This is a genomic window from Streptomyces sp. NPDC027672, assembly GCF_055566335.1.
In genome coordinates this window covers 457,611-476,837 of record NZ_JBVHSO010000005.1, presented here as the reverse complement: position 1 = coordinate 476,837, position 19,227 = coordinate 457,611, and the positions used below count along the sequence as shown (strand labels likewise).

The window sequence follows — 19,227 nt, the reverse complement described above, 5'->3', positions numbered from 1 at the left end:
TTCACGCGGCGCTCCCGAGGACGTGCCGGGCCAGCATCAGCTGGCACATCTCGTTGCTGCCCTCGATGATCTCCATCAGCTTGGCGTCCCGGTGGGCGCGGGCCACCGGGTGCCCGTCCTGTGCTCCGGCGGAGGCCAGGACCTGCACGGCGGTGGCCGCGCCCCGGGCCGCGTTGCCCGCGCTGACGTGCTTGGCCAGGACCGTGGCCACGACCTGTTCCGGTGAGCCCTCGTCCCAGCAGCGCGAGGCGTGCTCGCACACCCGGGTGGCGGTCTGCTCGGCGGCGAACAGCTCGGCGAGATGGCGGGCGACGAGCTGGTGATCGCCGAGCCGGGCGCCGAACTGCTCGCGGGTGGCGGCGTGCCGGGCGGCGGCCGTCAGACAGCCGCGCAGGATACCCACGCACCCCCAGGCCACGGACATGCGGCCGTAGGCGAGGGCGGTGGTCACCAGCAGCGACAGCGGCAGCGCCGAGCCACCGAGTATGTGCGTGGCCGGGACCCGTACCGCGTCGAGCGCGATGTCGGCGTGCCCGGCCGCGCGGCAGCCCAGTGGGTCCGCGATGCGTGTGACGCGGACGCCGGGGGTGTCCGCGGGGACGACGACGGCCACCGCCTCGCCCCCGCCGGCCGGCCCCGCGTCGCCGCCTTCGTACCGGCCGAACAGGACGAGGAGGTCGGCGTAGTGGGCGGCGGTCACCCAGACCTTGTGTCCGTCGAGGACGACCGTGTCGCCGTCGCGGCGCACCCGGGTCGTCATGGCGGACAGGTCGCTTCCGGCGCCGCGTTCGCTGAACCCGGCCGCCGCGAGGGCGCCGCCGGTGAGCCGGGGCAGGAACGCCGTACGCTGCTCGGCGGTGCCCAGGCGCTCGATGGTCCAGGCGGCCATGCCCTGCGAGGTCAGCACGGACCGCAGCGAGCTGCACAGGCTGCCGACGTGCGCGGTGAACGCGCCGCCGGCCGCGCTGGTCAGGCCCCGGCCGCCGTGCGCGGCCGGCACCTGGGCGCAGAGCCACCCGGCGGCGCCCAGGTCGCGCAGCAGGCCGACGGGGAGCAGTCCCGCGCGGTCCCAGCCGTCGGCGGCTCCGGCCGCCAGGGCGGTGACGGCGGCGGCCGCCTCCTCCACGGAGTCTGCCTCCGCCACGGAGACCGCCTCGGCCGCGGAACTCCTCTCCCCCGCGGGCACCGCCTCGGCCGCGGAGACCCTCTCCCCCGCGGACTCCGCCTCCGCCGAGGTGAGTGTGCCGGTCGGTGACTGCTCAGGCACCGGCTTCTCCGGCGGCCGCCGTCCGGAGGCGTTCCACGAGCCCCGTCATCGACGCGACCGTACGGAAGTTCTCCAGCCGCAGATCGGCGCCGCGGACGGAGACGCCGAAGGACTTCTCCAGATGCACGACGAGTTCCATGGCGAACAGGGAGGAGAGCCCGCCGGAGGCGAAGAGGTCGGCGTCGGTCTCCCAGGTCCGCTTGGTGCGGGCCTCCAGGAAGCGCAGGATCTCCTTCTCGGTGGCCTCGTTGTCGAACGTGTTCATCGGTTCTCCTCCTGGTACGCGTAGAAGCCGCGACCGGTCTTGCGGCCGAGTTCGCCCAGCCGGACCTTCTCGAGCAGCAGGTCGCAGGGGCGGCAGCCCTCGTCCCCGGTGCGCTGGTGCAGCACCCGGAGCGAGTCCACCAAGTTGTCGATGCCGATCAGGTCGGCGGTGCGCAGCGGGCCGCTGGGGTGGCCGAGACAGCCCTCCATCAGGGCGTCGACGGCCTCGGCCGTCGCGGTGCCCTCCTGCACGACCCGGGCCGCGTCGTTGATCATCGGGTGCAGGAGGCGGCTGGTGACGAAGCCGGGGGCGTCCCGCACGACGATCTGGTCCCGGGCCAGGGCGGTGAGCAGGGCGCCGACCGCGGCCATCGTCCCCTCGCCGGTCCGGGCCCCTCGTATCACTTCGACGGTCGGGATCAGGTAGGGCGGGTTCATGAAGTGCGTGCCGACGACGTCCTCGGCGCGCTCCGCGTGTCCGGCGAGTTCGTCGATGGGGATGGAGGAGGTATTGGAGATCAGCGGCGTGCCGGGGCGCACCCGGGCGGATACGTCGGCGAGCGCCTTGGCCTTGAGTTCGGTGACCTCGGTGACGGCCTCGATGACGGCGGTGACGTCGCCGACGCCCTCGGTGGTGGTGGCCGCCTCCAGGGCGCCGGTGGCGGCGGCGGCCGGGAGCCGGCCCAGGAGTTGCGCGGTGCGCAGCTCGCGGTCGATGTCGTCGCGGGCCCGGTCGAGCCGTTCCCCGTCGGTGTCGACGAGGAGGACCGGTATGCCGTGTCCGAGGGCGAGGGCGGTGACGCCCACTCCCATGACTCCGGCGCCGAGGACGGCGATCCGGTGGGGTCCGGCGGGAGGGTGCGGATCGGGGGTGCTGTGCGGCGCTGGTGTCATGCGCCTCTCCTGGGTGCTGGTGGACGTCAGGGTGTGGTGGTGGTGCCTGGGGCGGTGAGGACGGTGCCGAGCCAGTCGGCGACGGCCCGGGCCGTGGTGCCGACGTGCTGCTCCATGAGGGAGAAGTGGTCGCCGGGCACGTCCACGACGCTCTGCGCGGTCGGCCAGGTGGCGCGCCAGTCGCCCGCGCCGGGGTCCGGGGTGCCGAGGGGTTCGCGGGCGCGGACGAGGAGGGTGGGCGCCCGGACGGCGGGCGGGGTCCAGGTGTCGAGGAGGCGGAAGTAGCGGCCCATGGCGGTGAGCCGGGTGTCGTCCATGGGGGCGGCCCGTTGCTCGCGGGTGAACATGCCGTCGATGAGGACGTCGTTGAACTGGGTCATCCCTTCGTTGTCCGAGAGGTAGGTGTCGAGCAGGACCACCGCGGCCGGGCCGGCGCCCAGCTCTTCCAGGCGGGCCGCGACGCCGTGGGCGAGGGTGCCGCCGGAGGAGGAGCCCAGCAGGACGAGGGGGCGCTCGCCGAGTTCCGCGCGCAGGGTCCGTGCCTGGAAGTCGAGGAGCGCGGACATCGCGGCCGGGACCGGTTCGCCCGGCAGGAAGCCGGGGGCCGCGAGGGCGCTGACGCCGTAGCGGTCGCGGAACCGTGCGGCGAAGCGCGCGTACTGGTGGGGGCCGCCCAGCGCGACGACGGAGCCGAAGCAGACCAGGTGCGGGGTGCTGTCGTCGCCGCCCAGGCGCAGCAGCCCGGGCTTGGCGTCGGCGGCCAGGAGTTCGGCTCCGGTGCGGAAGTCGGGGCGCAGGGCGGCGGCGTGCTTCAGCAGCGCGATGCCCTCGTCGACCCGGCCGGTCTCGCACGCCTGCCGGAACAGGGTGCTGACCGGGCCGGTGGCCGCGGGTTGCCCGGTCACCGGCCCGTCGTCGTCCGGGGCCGGTTCGGCCAGTCCGGCGCGCAGTACGTCGGCGAGGCGGGCCGGGGTGCCGCTGTCGAGGACCGCGGTGGGGCGCAGCCGCAGTCCGGTGCGGGCGGCGAGCCGGTTGCGCAGCTCGACCGCGGTCAGCGAGTCGAAGCCGACGGAGAGGAACGCGTCCTGCGCGCCGAGCGCCTCGGCGGTGGTGTGGCCGAGCACCTCGGCGGCCTCGTCCAGGACGACGCCGAGGAGGATGGGTCCGTGCTGGTCCGCGCCGGCGGCGGCGAGGCGCTGCCGCAGCGACGTGCCGTCGGTCTCGGTCCGGGGCGCGGCCGGGGCCTTGACGAGGGAGCGCAGGAGCGGCGGCACCGGCCGGCCCCGGTAGGCGGCGAGGTCGAGGTGGACGGGGACGAGCACGGGCCCGTCGGACGCGGAGAGGGCGAGGGCGCCGTCGAACAGCGCCATGCCGTCCGCCGCCGACAGGCCGCGCACGCCGCCGCGGGCCATGCGCCGCAGGTCGGTGTCGGACAGGCCGGTGGTCAGGCCGCTGCGTGGCTCCCACAGACCCCAGGCCAGTGAGGTGGCGGGCAGGCCGAGTCGGTGCCGTGCGGTCATCAGGGCGTCGAGGGCGGCGTTGGCCGCGGCGTACGTGGACTGGCCGGGGCTGCCGAGGACTCCCGCGGCCGAGGAGTAGACGACGAACGCCGTCAGGTCCGCGTCCCGGGTGAGGGTGTGCAGATGGTGGGCCCCGTCCACCTTGGGCCGCAGCACGGCGCTCAGCCGCTCGGGGGTCTGTGCCTGGAGCAGGCCGTCGTCGAGGACGCCCGCGGTGTGGACGACGGCGCGCAGCGGGTGTTCCGCGGGTATCCCGGCCAGGGCGCGGGCGACGGCCGCGCGGTCCGCCACGTCACAGGCGGCGACGGTCACTTCGGCGCCCGACTGATGTAGCTCCTCGGCCAGTTCCGCCGTACCGGGACGGCGGGCGCCGCCGCGGCCGAGCAGCAGCAGGTGGCGTACGCCGTGCCGGGTGACGAGGTGCCGGGCGAGGATGCCCGCGAGGACACCGCCCCCGCCGGTCAGCAGAACGGTGCCGTCCGGGTCGAACGCCGCCTCGCCGCGCCCGGCGGACGGCGCGGCACGGACGAGCCTCGGTGCGTACAGCTCGCCGTTCCTGAGCGCGAGCTGGTGTTCACCGGCGGCGAGTACGGCGGGCAGGGCCGCGGATGTCGCGGCCGGGTCGTCGGTGTCCAGCAGGACGAACCGGTCCGGGTGTTCGAGCTGGGCCGAGCGCAGCAGGCCCCAGACGGCGGCGGACGCGGCGTCCACGGGCTCGGTGCCGGGTCCGGCGGCGCCCCGGGTGAGGACGACCAGCGGGACGGCGGGGGACGCGGGGTCCGCGAGCCAGGCCCGCAGGCTTTCCAGGACGGTCCCGGTGACGGCGTGCACCGCCTCGGGTGTGCCGGCTCCGGCCGGTGGCGGGCAGGGCAGGACGACCGCGTCCGGCGCGTCGGCCGCGGCGGCGAAGCCTTCCGGCAGCAGCCGGGCGTCGTGCTCCCCGAGCAGCGCCCAGCGGCCGCGGGCGGGTGGCGCGGGGAGCCGCTCCGCGGGGATCCAGTCCACGCGGTACAGCGAACGGCCGGGGTCGCGCAGTCCGTCGTACGAGGCCGTGCGCAGGGTCAGCGACCCGATGTCCGCGACGAGCCGGCCGTCCTCGCCGGTGACGCGCACGCTCACCGCGTCGGTGCCGTCGGGGCGCAGGGACACGCGCAGGGTCCGTCCCGCGGCCGCGCCGAGGGTGACCCGGCTCCACGAGAACGGCAGCGGCACGCCGTCCCCGCGCGTGTCGGCGGCCCGGAGACCGGCCGACTGGAGGGCCGCGTCGAGCAGCGCGGGGTGGACGGCGAAGGCGTCCGTCAGGCCGTCGGGCAGGGTGACTTGGGCGAAGATGTCGTCGCCGCGGCTCCAGGCGGTGCGCAGGCCCCGGAAGGCGGGACCGTACTGGACGCCCCTGGCCTCCATGGCGCCGTACAGGTCGTCGACGCTCAGGGGCCGGGCGCCCTCGGGCGGCCAGACCGCGGGCCCGGCGGGTGCCGGGTGCCGGGGGCCGGGGGCGAGGTGACCGCTCGCGTGCCGGGTCCAGTCCTGGCCGGGCGCGTCCTCGGGCCGGGAGTGGAACGCGATCTCGTGCAGTCCCCGCTCGTCCGCCGGGCCCACGGTGAGGCGCAGCTGGACGCCGGTGGTCTCGTCGGGGGCGGGCAGGACCAGCGGGGCGGCGAGGGTCAGCTCCTCGACCCGGGCGGGGCCGAGGAGGCGGCCGGCGTGGGCCGCCATCTCCAGGAAGGCCACGCCGGGCAGCAGGACGGTTCCGGCGACGGCGTGGTCGGCGAGCCAGGGACGGGTGGCCGTCGAGAGCCGTCCGGTGAACAGGGTGCCGCCGCCCGGCAGGTCGACCGCCGCGCCGAGCAGGGGGTGGCCGGGGTCGCTCTGGCCGGCCGTGGCCGGGTCGCCGCCGGGGGCGGGCGCGTCGAGCCAGTAGCGCTGCCGCTGGAAGGCGTAGGTGGGCAGGTCCGCGCGGCGGGCCCCGGTCGCCTCGTACACGGGCCGCCAGTCGACCGGGAGGCCGGCCGTGTACGCCTCGCCCAGGGCGAGCAGCAGCCGTCGCCGGCCGCCCTCGTCGCGGCGCAGGGTGCCGAGCACCCGCACGTCGTCGCGGCCGGCGTCGGCCGCGGTGTCCGCGATGCCGTAGGTGAGCGTGGGGTGCGGGCTGACCTCGACGAAGGTGCGGTGGCCCGCGTCGAGCAGCCGGCGCACGGCCGCGTGGAAGCGGACGGGTTCGCGCAGGTTGCGGAACCAGTACCCGGCGGTGATGCCGTCGGCGGTCAGCCAGTCGGCGTCGACGGCGGAGAGCAGCGGCACCTCGGGGGTGCGCGGGGTGATATCGGCGAGCGCGGTGCGCAGTTCGTCCCGTACGGCGTCGACGGCGCCGGAGTGCGAGGCGTAGTCGACGGGGATGTTCCAGGCCATGAGGCCCTGCTCGGACAGGTCCGCGACGAGGTCGCGGACGGCCGCGGACGGGCCCGCGACGACGACGACCCGGGGGCCGTTGACGGCCGCGACCGACACCTGCGGGGCGTGCTCGGCCAGGAGCCGCCCGGCCTCCTGCTCCGACATCATCAAGGTGGCCATGCCGCCCCCGCCGGTGACGCCGGCCAGGGCGCGGCTGCGCAGGGCCGCCACCCGGGCGGCGTCCTCCAGGGTGAGGGCTCCGGCGACGCACGCCGCGGCGACCTCGCCCTGGCTGTGGCCCACCACCGCCGCAGGCTCCAGGCCGTGGGCGCGCCACACCGCCGCGAGGGACACCATCACGGTGAACAGCGCGGGCTGGAGGACCTCGACGCGGTCCAGGACCGGGGCGCCCGGCGCGCCGCGCAGCACCGCGCTCAGCGACCAGTCGAGGTACGGGGCGAAGGCCCGTTCGCAGTCGGCCACGCGGGCGGCGAACACCGGGGAGGTGTCGAGGAGTCCGGTCGCCATGCCGGGCCACTGGGCGCCGAGTCCGGGGAAGACGTAGACCGCCTTGCGGGCGCCGCGCGGGGCGGTGCCGGTGGCGCCGTCGGCGGGGAGTTCGCCGCGGGCCAGTGCGCCGAGGCCGTCGAGGAGTGCGGCGCGGCCGGACCCCACGACGACGGCGCGCTCGGTGAACCGGGAGCGGCCGGTGGCCAGGGAGAGTCCGATGTCGGCGGGGCGGAGCGCCGGGTCGGCCAGGACGTGGGCGTGCAGGGCGGCGGCCTGTCCGCGCAGTGCCTGTGCACTCTTGGCGGACAGCGGCCAGGCGACGGGGCCGTCGTACTCCTCGCGTTCGGCCGCCGGTTCCTCGGGGGCCTGTTCCAGGATGGCGTGGGCGTTGGTGCCGCTGGCCCCGAAGGAGGAGACCCCGGCGCGGCGCGGGCGGCCCGTGGCGGGCCACGGTGTCGCGGTGGTGAGCAGGCGGACGGCGCCTTCGGTCCAGTCGACCTGCGGGGTGGGCCGGTCGAGGTGCAGGGTGCGCGGCAGCAGGCCGTGGCGGAGCGCGAGGACCGTCTTGATGACGCCGCCGACCCCGGCGGCCGCCTGGGTGTGCGTGAGGTTGGACTTGAGGGAGCCGACCCACAGTGGCTGGTCCGGGGGTCGCTGCCGCCCGTAGGCGGCGAGCAGTGCCTGTGCCTCGATGGGGTCGCCGAGGACGGTGCCGGTGCCGTGTGCCTCGACGGCGTCGACCTCGGCCGGGGTGAGTCCGGCGCTGTCCAGGGCCTGCCGGATGACGCGTTCCTGGGCGGGGCCGTTGGGTGCGGTCAGGCCGTTGCTCGCGCCGTCCTGGTTGACGGCCGAGCCGCGGATCACGGCGAGGACCGGGTGGCCGTTGCGGCGGGCGTCGGACAGGCGCTCCAGGAGGAGCATGCCGGCGCCTTCGCCGAAGCCCGCGCCGTCGGCGGCGGCGGCGAAGGACTTGCAGCGGCCGTCCGGTGCGAGAGCGCGCTGCCTGCTGAACCCGACGTAGAAGCCGGGTGTCGCCATCACGGTGACGCCTCCCGCCAGGGCCAGGGTGGCGTCGCCCGCCCGCAGGGCCTGGCAGGCGAGGTGGAGGGCGACGAGGGAGGAGGAGCAGGCGGTGTCCAGGGTGACCGCGGGGCCCTCCAGGCCCAGGGTGTAGGCGACGCGGCCGGAGGCGACGCTGGCGATGGAGCCGGTGCCGAGGAAGCCCTCCAGTTCCTCGGGCACCTGGGCGAGGCGGGAGCCGTACTCGCTGTAGATGAGGCCCGCGTAGACGCCGGTGCGGCTGCCCTTGAGGGTGAGGGGGTCGATGCCCGCGCGCTCGACCGCCTCCCAGGAGGTCTCCAGGAGGAGACGCTGCTGGGGGTCCATGGCGAGGGCCTCGCGCGGCGAGATCCCGAAGAAGCCGGGGTCGAAGGCGCAGGCGTCGTGGAGGAAGCCGCCTTCGCGTGTGTACGAGGTTCCCGGCGCGTCCGGGTCGTCGTCGAAGACACCGTCGAGGTCCCAGCCCCGGTCGGCGGGGAAGCCGGTGACGGCGTCCCGTTCCTTGACGAGCAGTTCCCACAGGTCTTCCGGGGAGGCGACGCCGCCGGGGAAGCGGCAGCTCATCGCGACCACGGCGATCGGTTCGCGGGCACCGTCGGCCTCGGCGGCGAGTCTGCCGTTCTCCTGGCGCAGGCGCTGGTTGTCGAGGAGGGAGGCCCTCAGTGCCTCGACCACTCGGTCCGTGGACATGGTCTTCCTTTCTTCCCTCGCCGGCTCAGGCACGCTCGCCGCCGCCCAGGGCCATCCGCACGAGGGCGTCCACTTCCATCTCCTTGATGGCGCCGGGGTCGTCCGCGAGGTCCGTTCCCGTAGGTTTCGTGGTGCGGTCCGCTCCCCCGGCGTCGTTCTCGGTGAGGCGGAGCACCGCGTCCAGCAGTCCGGCCTCGCGCAGCCGCGTGACCGGGACGGCGGCGAGCCGCCGCTGGAGTTCCCGGTCGCCGTCCGGGCCGCCGGGGTCGGCGGGCCGGACGGCCGGGGCGAGGCGCGCGGTCATGTAGGCGGCCGCGGCCGCCGGGGTGGGGTGGTCGAAGACGAGGGTGGCGGGCAGGCGCAGGCCGGTGGCCGCGTTCAGGCGGTTGCGGAGGTCTACGGCGGTCAGGGAGTCGAATCCGAGGTCCTTGAACGCCTGCTCCGGGTCGATCGCTTCGCCTCCGTCGTGCCCGAGGACGTCGGCGACCCGGGCCCGTACCAGCTCCTCGATCCGCTGCCGGCGTTCCTCGGCCCCCAGGGAGGCCAGGTGTTCGCGCAGTGACGCCACTTCGGCGGCGCCCGCGGCGGCGGCGGGCCGGGCGGCGCGCACCAGGCCGCGCAGCAGGGGCGGCACGGGCCCGCGCCCGGCGCCCGCCCGCAGCCGGGCGGTGTCGAGGCGCACGGGCACGAGCAGGGCGTCGTCGAGGCGCAGCGCCGCGTCGAAGAGGGCGAGGCCCTGGGCGTCGGAGAGTGCGGCGACACCGCCGCGGGTCATCCGCCCGAGTCCGGTCCCGTCCAGGGTGCCGGTCATCTCGCTGCGCCGTTCCCACAGGCCCCAGGCGAGGGACTGGGCGGGCAGCCCGGCGGCCTGGCGGCGCTCCGCCAGGGCGTCCAGGCAGGCGTTGGCGGCCGCGTAGCCGGCCTGACCCGGGTTGCCGGCGACGCCCGCCGCGGAGGAGAAGAGGACGAACGCGGACAGCGGCAGGTCGCGGGTCGCCTCGTGCAGGGCGAGGGCCGCGTCGGCCTTGGGCCGCAGGACGCGGTCGAGGCGTTCGGGGGTGAGCGAGGTGACGACGCCGTCGTCGAGGACACCGGCGGCGTGCACGACGGCCGTCAGCGGGTGCTCGGCCGGCACGCCCGCCAGCAGCTCCGCGACGGCGGCCGGATCGGCTACGTCGCACGCCGCGAACTCCGCCTGGGCGCCCAGGGCTTGGAGGTCGGCGAGGAGCGTGGCGGCTCCGGGTGTGCCGGCTCCGCGCCGTCCGGCCAGGAGCAGGTGTCCCACTCCGTGCCGGGCCGCGAGGTGCCGGGCCACGAGTCCGCCGAGTACGCCGCCGGCGCCGGTGACCAGGACGGTGCCGTCGGGGTCCAGCGGCACGGACCGTCCGGCGGTCTCCTCCGGGGCCGGGACCCGGGTGAGGCGGGCGGCGAGCAGTTTCCCGTCACGTACGGCGAGTTGGGATTCGTCTAGGTCCAAGACGGCCGGCAGCAGGGCGGGCAGGCCGTCGGGGTCCGGGGTGTCGAGGAGGACGAGACGGCCGGGATGCTCGGACTGGGCCGAGCGCAGCAGGCCGCGTGCCGCCGCGCCCGCGGGGTCGCTCGGGCCGTCGTCGGGTCCCGTGCGGACGGCGCCGCGCGTGAGGAACACCAGGCGGGTGCCGGCGAACCGGTCGTCGGCCAGCCAGGTCTGGACGAGCGCGAGGGTGGCGCCCACGACGGCCCGTACGGCGGCCGCGTCGCCCCCGTCCAGCGCGTCGTCCCGGTCGGCCGTGACGGCCCCGTCCAGCGCGTCGTCCCCGGCGGCCGTGGCGTCCCCGACGGCCGTGGCGCACGGCATGACGACCACGTCGGGCACGGGTGCCCCGCGGTCGACGGCCGCGGCGAGGCCGGCGAGGTCCGGGTAGGTGTCGGGCAGTGGAACGCCCGGGCCGAGAGCGGCCAGGCGGCCGGGCGGTGCGGGGGCCGTGGCCGGGGCGGGCACGGGCGCCCACTCCAGGCGGTACAGGGAGTCGTCCGCCGCCGGGGCGGTGGCGGCGCGCAGGGCGTCCACGTCGACGGGCCGGACGGCGAGTCCGGTCACCGTGAGCACCGGCCGGCCGGCGGGGTCGTGCGCGGTGAGGGACGTGGTTCCGTCGGTGTCCGGGGAGAGGCGGACGCGCAGTGCGGTGGCGCCGGAGGCGTGCAGGGTCACCCCCGTCCAGGCGAACGGCAACCGCGCGGTGCCCGGCGCCGGGTCCGGGCCCCCGCTGCCCCCGGCGGCCAGCCACAGCCCGTGCAGCGCCGCGTCGAGCAGCGCGGGGTGGATGCCGAAGGCCGCGGCCCCCGCGTGCTGGTCCTCGTCCAGACGCACCTCGGTGTACAGGTCGTCGCCGTGCCGCCAGGCCGCGCGCAGCCCCCGGAAGGCGGGTCCGTAGCCGTAGCCGGCCGCGGCGAACCGCTCGTAGAGGCCGTCGACGTCGACGGGCTCGGCGTCGGCGGGAGGCCGGCTCTCCTCCTGCGCCGGTGCGCCGTCCACGGCGGCTTCGGCCAGGACGCCGGAGGCGTGCGGTGTCCACGGCGCGGCGGCCGTGGCGTCCGGCCGCGCGTGCACGTCCACGGTGCGCCGGCCGGTGCCGTCCGGGGCGCCGACCCGGACCTGGAGCCGTACGCCGCCGGTGGCGGGCAGCACCAGCGGGGCCTGGAGGGTGAGTTCCTCCAGGACGGGGCAGCCGGCCTCGTCCCCGGCGCGGACGGCGAGGTCCACGAACGCGGCGCCGGGCAGCAGGACGACGTCCGCCACGGCGTGGTCCGCGAGCCAGGGGTGGGTGCGCACCGAGATCCGTCCGCTGAGCACCGTCTCGCCGGTGTCGGCGAGTTCGACGGCCGCGCCCAGCAGGGGGTGTCCGGTCGTGCCGAGGCCCGCCGCCGTGAGGCCGCCGCCGGTGTCCGGGCCCGGCACGGCCCAGTAGGGCCGGTGCTGGAAGGCGTACGTGGGCAGGTCGACGCGGCGGGCGGCGGTGCCCGCGAACAGGGGCGCCCAGTCGACGGGGGCGCCGTGCGCCCACGCGGCGCCGAGGGACCGCAGCATGCGTTCCATGCCGCCCTCGTCGCGGCGCAGCGTGCCGAGCACGGCGGCGTCGACGCCCACCGACTCCAGCGTCTCCTCGACGGCCGGGGTGAGGACCGGGTGCGGGCTCACCTCGATGTACGTGCGGTGGCCCGCCGCGGCGAGGGCGCGGACGGCGGACTCGAAGCCCACGGTGCGCCGGAGGTTGGCGTACCAGTAGCGGGCGTCCATCGTCGCCGTGTCCAGCCAGCCGTCCGTCACCGTGGAGTACAGCGGGATGTCCGCCGCGGTGGGCTCGATGTCCGCGAGGGCGGTGGTCAGTTCGGCTTCGAGGGCTTCCATGTGGGCGGAGTGGGACGCGTAGTCGACGTCCACGCGCCGGGCTCGTACGCCGTCCGCTTCGCATGTCTCCATGAGCTGGTCCAGGGCGTCCGCGTCACCGGAGACCACCACCGCGGACGGCCCGTTGACCGCCGCCAGCGACAGCCGTCCCGTCCAGGCCGCGATCAGCTCGGCGGCCCGTGCCGACGGCAGGGCGAGCGACACCATGCCGCCGTGCCCGGCGAGCCGGGCGAGCGCGCGGCTGCGCAGGGCGACGATCTTCGCCCCGTCCCGCGGCGTCAGCGCGCCGGCCACCACTGCCGCGGCGATCTCCCCCTGGGAGTGGCCGACGACGGCGTCCGGGACGACGCCGTACGCCCGCCACAACCGCGCGAGGGACACCATCACGGCGAAGAGGACGGGCTGCACCACGTCGACCCGGTCCAGCCGGTCGCCGTCGCGTACGACGTCCAGCAGCGACCAGTCGACGTACGGGGCGAGCGCGTCCGCGCAGGTGCGCAGGGCGTCGGCGAACTCGGGTGACTCGTCGAGGAGCCTGCGGGCCATGCCGGTCCACTGCGAACCCTGGCCGGGGAACATCAGGACGGTGCGCCCGTCGGGGTCCGCGACTGCGTGGACGGCGGGGGCGGCGCCCGCGGCCCACTCCCGCAGGGCGGGCAGCAGCCGGTCGTGGCCGCCGACGAGGACGGCGCGGTGCGGGAAGGCGGTGCGTCCCGCGAGGGACAGGGCGACGTCCGCCGCGTCGGCCTGGTCCGTGCCGGACAGGTGGTGGAGCAGGCGTTCGGCCTGGGCGCGCAGGGCGTCGGCGGAGCGGGCCGACAGGCACCAGGGGACGGCCGGGGCGGTGCGGGGGCGCTCGGGCTCCGGTGCGTGGGGCTCCAGTGGATCGGGTCCCGGTGCGTCGGGATCCGGTGCGCCAAGTCCCGGTGTGTCAAGTCCCGTTGCGGCGGGTTCCAGTGCGTCGGAGCCCGGTGCGGCGGGTTCCGGCGGTTCGGGTTCCGGCGCCTGTTCCAGGATGACGTGGGCGTTGGTGCCGCTGAGCCCGAAGGAGGAGACGCCCGCGCGGCGCGGCCGGCCCGCCTCGGGCCACCGCTCGTGCTCGGTCACGAGGGCGACGTGGCCTTGGGTCCAGTCCACGTGGGTGGTGGGCCGGTCGGCGTGGAGCGTCGCCGGGACGGTGGCGTGACGCAGGGCCAGGACCGTCTTCATGACGCCCGCGACACCGGAGAGGGCCTGGGTGTGGCCGATGTTGGACTTGAGGGAGCCGATCAGGAGGGGCCGTCCCGCGGCCCGGTCCTGGCCGTAGGTGGCGAGGAGCGCCTGCGCCTCGATGGGGTCGCCCAGGGTGGTGCCGGTGCCGTGGGCCTCCACCACGTCGACGTCCGCGCCGGTCAGGCCCGCGTCGGCGAGGGCGGCGCGGATGACGCGCTGCTGGCTGGGCCCGTTGGGGGCCGAGAGGCCGTTGCTGGCGCCGTCCTGGTTGACGGCGGAGCCGCGCAGCACCGCGAGGACGGGATGGCCGGCGCGGCGGGCCTCGCTCAGCCGCTCGACGAGCAGCACTCCGGCTCCTTCGCCCATGCCCATGCCGTCGGCGCCGTCCGCGAACGCCTTGCACCGTCCGTCGGCCGCGAGACCGCGCTGCCGCGAGAAGCTGATCAGCGCGCCGGGTGTCGCCATCACCGCCACGCCGCCGACCAGGGCCAGCGAGCAGTCCCCCGCGCGCAGGGCGCGGGCCGCCAGGTGCAGGGCGACCAACGCCGACGAGCAGGCGGTGTCGACGGTGACCGCCGGGCCCTCCAGGCCGAGGGTGTAGGCGACGCGCCCGGAGACGACGCTGGGGGCGCTGCCGGTCAGCAGATGGCCCTCGCCCTCGGCGGAACGGGCCACCACGGCGCCGTAGTCGCTGTAGTTGACGCCGGTGAAGACGCCCGTACGGCTGCCGCGCAGCGCCTCCGGGTCCAGGCCCGCGCGTTCGAGGGCCTCCCAGGAGACCTCCAGCAGGAGCCGCTGCTGCGGGTCCATGGCGAGGGCCTCGCGGGGTGAGATGCCGAAGAAGGCGGCGTCGAAGTCGGCGGCGTCGTGCAGGAACCCGCCGTGCCGGGTGGTCGAGGTGCCCGGGTGCTCCGGGTCGGGGTCGTAGAGCGCGTCGAGGTCCCAGCCGCGCCCGGCGGGGAGCCCGGTGACGGCGTCGCCGCGGTCGGCGAGCAGCCGCCAGAGTTCCTCGGGCGAGGTGACGCCGCCGGGCAGGCGGCAGCCCATGGAGACGATGGCGATCGGCTCGTCGGCGGCTCCGGTGCGGGTGCCGTCCTCCTCCTTTTCCGCCGCCGTCGTCTCGTCCGCGCCGAGCAGGCGGGACTTCAGGTGGGCGGCGAGTACGGCGGCCGACGGGTGGTCGAAGACGAGGGTCGACGGCAGCCGCAGCCCGGTCGCCTTGGTGAGGCGGTTGCGGAGCTCGACCGCGGTGAGGGAGGCGAAGCCCAGCTCCTGGAACGCCTTCGCGGGCGGTACGGCGTCGGCGCGGTCGTGGCCGAGGACGGCGGCGGCGTGGCCGCGGACGAGGTCGAGCAGCAGCCGGTCCCGGTCGGCGGGGAGCCGCAGCGCGGTGAGCCGCCGCCGCAGTCCGGAGGCGGCCGGGTCGTCCGCGTCCCCGGGTCCCGCGAGGGCGCGGCGGGCTTCGGGGACGGTGCTCAGCAGCGGGCTGGGGCGGCTGGAGGTGAACACCGGGGCGAACCGCTCCCAGTCGACGTCGGCGATGGTCACGAGCGTCTCGTCGTCGTCGAGGGCCCGCTGGAGCGCGGCGAGCGCCCGCTCGGCGTCGATCCGGGGCAGGCCGTGCTCTTCGAGGTTGAAGAGGCCGGTGTCCTCGGTGGCCGGTGTGCCGCCCGCGGCCGGCGGTCCGGCCCGCCAGATGCCCCAGTCGACGGTGGTCGCGCTCAGGCCGCGGTCGCGCCGGTGCCGGGCGAGGGCGTCGAGATGGGCGTTGGCCGCGGCGTAGGCACCGTGGTCGCCGCTGCCCCAGACCCCGGCGATCGAGGAGAACAGCACGAACGCGTCGAGTTCGCGGTCCAGCAGCGCGTCGAGGTGCGCCGCACCCGCCGCCTTGGCGGCGACGACACGCTCGTACGCCGCGACGGGGACGGTGTCGAGCGGGGCGAGCGCGATGTCCGCGGCGGCGTGCACGACGGCGGTGACGGGCGTGCCGGCCGCGTCGAGTCCGGCGAGGAGCCGTGCGACCTGGTCGCGGTCGGCCAGGTCGCAGACGGGCAGCGCGAGGGTCGTGCCGGACGCGGCCAGTTCCGTGCGCAGTCCGGCCGCCGCGGGCGCGTCCTCCCCGCGCCGTCCGGGCAGGACCAGGTGGGTGGCGCCGCCGCGGGCCAGCCAGCGGGCCAGGTGCGGGCCGAGGGCGCCGGTGCCGCCGGTGAGCAGGACGGTGCCGCGGGGCTTCCAGGCGCGCGCGGCACGGGCGGGCCGGGCGGGCCGGGGGGCTCGGACGAGACGGCGGACGAAGAGGCCGTTGGGGCGGACCGCGAGCTGGTCCTCGCCGTCCGGGCCGCCGAGCGCGGCGCAGAGCCGTTCCCGGGCCCGGGCGTCGGCCGTGTCGGGCAGGTCGACCAGTCCGCCCCAGCGCTGCGGGTGTTCGAGGGCGGCGACCATGCCGGTGCCCCATACCTGCGCCTGCGCGGGCGCGGTGAGCGGATCGGCCGCGCCCGTGGAGACGGCGCCCCGGGTGGCGCACCACAGCGGCGCGGTGACCCCGAGGTCGCCGAGCGCCTGGACGAGCGCGAGGGTCAGGACGGTGCCGGTGGGCAGGCCCGGGTGGGCGGGGTGCGGGCGGTCGGCCAGACCGAGGAGGGAGAGGACCGCGGTGAGGGGACGGCCGTGGGCGGCCTCGGTGACGGTGGCGGCGAGGCGGGCGCGGTCGGCGGGGCGGCGGGTCTCGGCGGCCGGGTCGGTCTCACCGCTCTCGCGGCCCTCGGCGGCCGGGTCGGTCTCACCGCTCTCGCGGGTCTCAGCGGCCTCAACGGCCTCAACGGCATCGCGGGTCTCACCGGTCTCACCGGTCTCACCGGTCTCGCCGGTCTCGCCGGTCGCCGTGCCCCGGCCGGCGGTACCGCCGGCCGGAACCCGGGAGGGGGTGTGCGCGGTGTCCGGATGCGCCGCGTCGGCTGTCGCGACCTGTGCCGTGACCACCTCGGCCCCGTGTTCGCGCAGCGCCCGTACGGCGTCCCGCACCGTCGCGCTCTCCTCGTGTCCCTCGGGCGCCAGGACCAGCCAGGTCCCGCTGAGCGCGGGGGCCGGCGGGTCGGGGACGGGGTGCCAGGCGACGCGGTAGCGCCAGGCGTCGGACGGGTCGGTCGCGGTGCGGTGGCGGTGCCAGCTATTCAGGGCGGGGAGGATCTCGCGCAGCGGTGCGGCGTCGACGGCGAGGGCGGTGGCCGCTTCCGTCACGTCGCCGCGTTCCACCAGGTCCCAGAAGTCCGTGTCGCCGTCGGCGGGTGGCGGCGCGGCGGGCGTCAGCCAGTGGCGCCGCTGCTGGAACGGGTACGTGGGCAGGTCGACGCGGCGCGCGTCCCAGCCCTCGTACACCTTCCGCCAGTCCACCGGCACGCCGCGCGCCCACAGTCCGGCCGCGGAGGTGAGGGCGCGGCGCAGGCCGCCCTCGTCGCGGCGCAGGGTGCCGGTGACGACGGCGTCGGGGGCGCCCGCGGACTCGGCGGTGTCCTGGACGGGCACCGTCAGCACGGGGTGCGGGGACACTTCGAGGAAGACGCCGTGGCCCTGTTCGGCGAGGGCGCGGACGGCGGTGTCGAAGCGCACGGTGTGGCGCAGGTTGCGGTACCAGTACGCGGCGTCCATGCCCGTGGTGTCCAGCCACTCCCCCGTGACGGTGGAGAACAGCGGGACGCGGGCGGCGGCCGGGGTGATGCCGGAGAGGGCCGCCAGGACCTCCTGCTCGACGCTTTCGACGTGCGCGGAGTGCGAGGCGTAGTCGACGGGGACCGTACGGGCCCGGACGCCGTCCGCCGCGCACCGCTCGGTCAGTGCGGCGAGGGCCGGCGCGTCGCCGGATACCACCACGGACGCGGGGCCGTTGACGGCGGCGACCGACAGCCGCCCGGCCCAGGGCAGGATCGCTTCCTCCGCCCGCTCGCGGGACACCGCCAGGGACACCATGCCGCCGCCGCCCGCGAGCGCGGCGATGGCCCGGCTGCGCAGGGCGACGACCTTCGCCCCGTCCGCCAGGGACAGCGCCCCGGCGACCACCGCGGCGGCGATCTCCCCCTGGGAGTGCCCCACCACCGCGTCCGGCTCGACACCCCAGGACCGCCACAGGGCGGCCAGCGACACCATCGTCGCGAACAGCGCGGGCTGCACCACGTCGACCCGGTCCAGGGCGGCCGCGCCCGGTTCGCCGCGTACGGCGTCGGGCAGCGACCAGTCCACGAAGGGGGCCAGCGCGTCCGCGCAGGCGGCCATGGAGCGGGCGAACTCCGGTGCGGTGTCGAGGAGTTCCCGGCCCATGCCGGGCCACTGCGCGCCCTGTCCCGGGAAGACCATGGCGACCCGGCCGGGCCCGGGCTCGGCGAGGCCGGTGACGGCGGTCGCGGCGCCCTGCGGGTCGCGGGCCATCTGGTCGAGCGCCGCGAGGAGTTCACCGCGGTCGGCGGCCGTCACGGCGGCGCGGTGCGGGAAGGCGGTCCGGGTGGTGGCGAGCGAGTAGCCGAGGTCGGCGGGGCGTGCCTGCGGGTCCTCGGCGAGGCGCGCCCTGAGGCGTACGGCCTGGTCGCGCAGGGCGGCCGCGGTGCGTCCGGAGAGCAGGCAGGGCGCGGCCGGCGGGGTGGTGCCGGTGGGGTGCGGCGGCTCGGTCTCCGGGGCCCGTTCCAGGATGACGTGGGCGTTGGTGCCGCTCATGCCGAAGGAGGAGACGCCCGCCCGGCGCGGCCCGCCGGTCTCGGGCCACTTCCCGGCCTCGGTCAGCAGTGCGACGGCGCCCTCGCTCCAGTCGACGTGCGGGGTGGGCTCGGTGATGTGCAGGGACCGGGGCAGCAGCCCGTGGCGCAGCGCGAGGACCGTCTTGATGACGCCCGCGACCCCGGCGGCGGCCTGGGTGTGGCCGATGTTCGACTTCAGCGAGCCCAGCCACAGGGGCTGCCCGCCGCGACGGTCCCGGCCGTACGTGGCGAGCAGCGCGTCGGCCTCGATGGGGTCGCCGAGCCGGGTGCCGGTGCCGTGGGCCTCGACGGCGTCGACGTCGGCGGCGGACAGGCCCGCGTCGGCGAGCGCGTCGCGGATGACGCGCTGCTGACTGGGCCCGTTCGGCGCGGTGAGCCCGTTGCTGGCGCCGTCCTGGTTGACGGCGGAGCCGCGCAGCACGGCGAGGACCGGGTGGCCGTTGCGGTGGGCGTCGGACAGGCGTTCCAGGAGGAGCACGCCGACGCCCTCTCCCCAGCCGGTGCCGTCGGCGGACGCCGAGAACGGCTTGCAGCGGCCGTCGGCGGCCATGGCTCCCTGGCGGCTGAACTCGGTGAACACCGACGGCCGCGCCATCACGGTCACCCCGCCCGCCAGCGCGAGGGTGCACTCCCCGGCGCGCAGTGCCCGCGCCGCCTGGTGCAGGGCGACCAGGGAGGCCGAGCAGGCGGTGTCGACGGTGACGGCCGGTCCTTGGAGGCCGAGCGCGTAGGCGATGCGGCCGGACACCACGCTCATCGAGTTGCCGGTCATCAGGAAGCCCTGGACGGTCTCGGGGGCGCCGGTGCCGAGCTGGGCGTACCCCTGGTCGATGGCGGCGGCGAACACTCCGGTGCGGGTGGCGCGCAGCGACGCCGGGTCGATGCCCGCGCGTTCGACGGCTTCCCAGGCGGCCTGGAGCAGCAGCCGCTGCTGCGGGTCCATCGCGACGGCCTCGTGCGGTGACACGGCGAAGAACTCGGCGTCGAAGTCGGCGGCGCCGTCGAGGAACGCGCCCTGGCAGGGCACACCGCCCGCGCTGAGCCCCGCGGTGTCCCAGCCGCGGTCGCCGGGCACGCCGGTGACGGCGTCACGGCCCGCGGTCAGGAGGTCCCAGAGTTCCTCGGGGGTGCGGACGCCGCCGGGGAAGCGGCAGCTCATGGAGACCACCGCGATCGGCTCGCGGCTGCTGCTCTCGGCCTCGCGCAGCCGTCGGCGGGTGTCGCGCAGGTCGATGGTGACGCGGTTGAGGTAGTCGCGCAGCTTCTGCTCGTTGTGTTCGCTCACCGGGC

The 19,227-nt window shown here is 76.7% G+C and carries 5 protein-coding genes; all 5 read right to left on the bottom strand.

The genetic code is table 11. The features are described 5' to 3' along the window. Position 1: 1 nt before the first annotated feature. Complete coding sequence (locus ACZ4SV_RS15415; protein ID WP_468004806.1) at positions 2–1,126, bottom strand: acyl-CoA dehydrogenase family protein; 1,125 nt, start codon at positions 1,124–1,126, stop codon at positions 2–4. Between the two features lie 133 nt (positions 1,127–1,259). Next, positions 1,260–1,532 carry an acyl carrier protein gene (locus ACZ4SV_RS15410; protein WP_468004642.1) on the bottom strand — a complete coding sequence of 91 codons (273 nt, stop codon included), beginning with the start codon at positions 1,530–1,532 and terminating at the stop codon, positions 1,260–1,262. Continuing rightward, entirely contained in the window at positions 1,529–2,425 is an 897-nt protein-coding gene (locus tag ACZ4SV_RS15405; RefSeq protein ID WP_468004640.1) for a 3-hydroxyacyl-CoA dehydrogenase family protein, read from the bottom strand. The genes ACZ4SV_RS15410 and ACZ4SV_RS15405 overlap by 4 nt, the downstream gene beginning before the upstream one ends. Before the next feature lie 26 nt (positions 2,426–2,451). After that, on the bottom strand, positions 2,452–8,595 hold the full coding sequence (locus ACZ4SV_RS15400; RefSeq protein ID WP_468004638.1) for an SDR family NAD(P)-dependent oxidoreductase: 6,144 nt from the start codon (positions 8,593–8,595) through the stop codon (positions 2,452–2,454). A gap of 25 nt (positions 8,596–8,620) precedes the next feature. Beyond that, complete coding sequence (locus ACZ4SV_RS15395; RefSeq protein WP_468004636.1) at positions 8,621–19,222, bottom strand: SDR family NAD(P)-dependent oxidoreductase; 10,602 nt, start codon at positions 19,220–19,222, stop codon at positions 8,621–8,623. Between the last annotated feature and the right edge of the window lie 5 nt (positions 19,223–19,227).

Coding starts and splice junctions, on each gene's coding strand:
- ACZ4SV_RS15405 (WP_468004640.1), bottom strand. CDS start 2,425: ATGACACCAGCGCCGCACAGCACCCCCGATCCGCACCCTCCCGCCGGA.
- ACZ4SV_RS15410 (WP_468004642.1), bottom strand. CDS start 1,532: ATGAACACGTTCGACAACGAGGCCACCGAGAAGGAGATCCTGCGCTTC.
- ACZ4SV_RS15400 (WP_468004638.1), bottom strand. CDS start 8,595: ATGTCCACGGACCGAGTGGTCGAGGCACTGAGGGCCTCCCTCCTCGAC.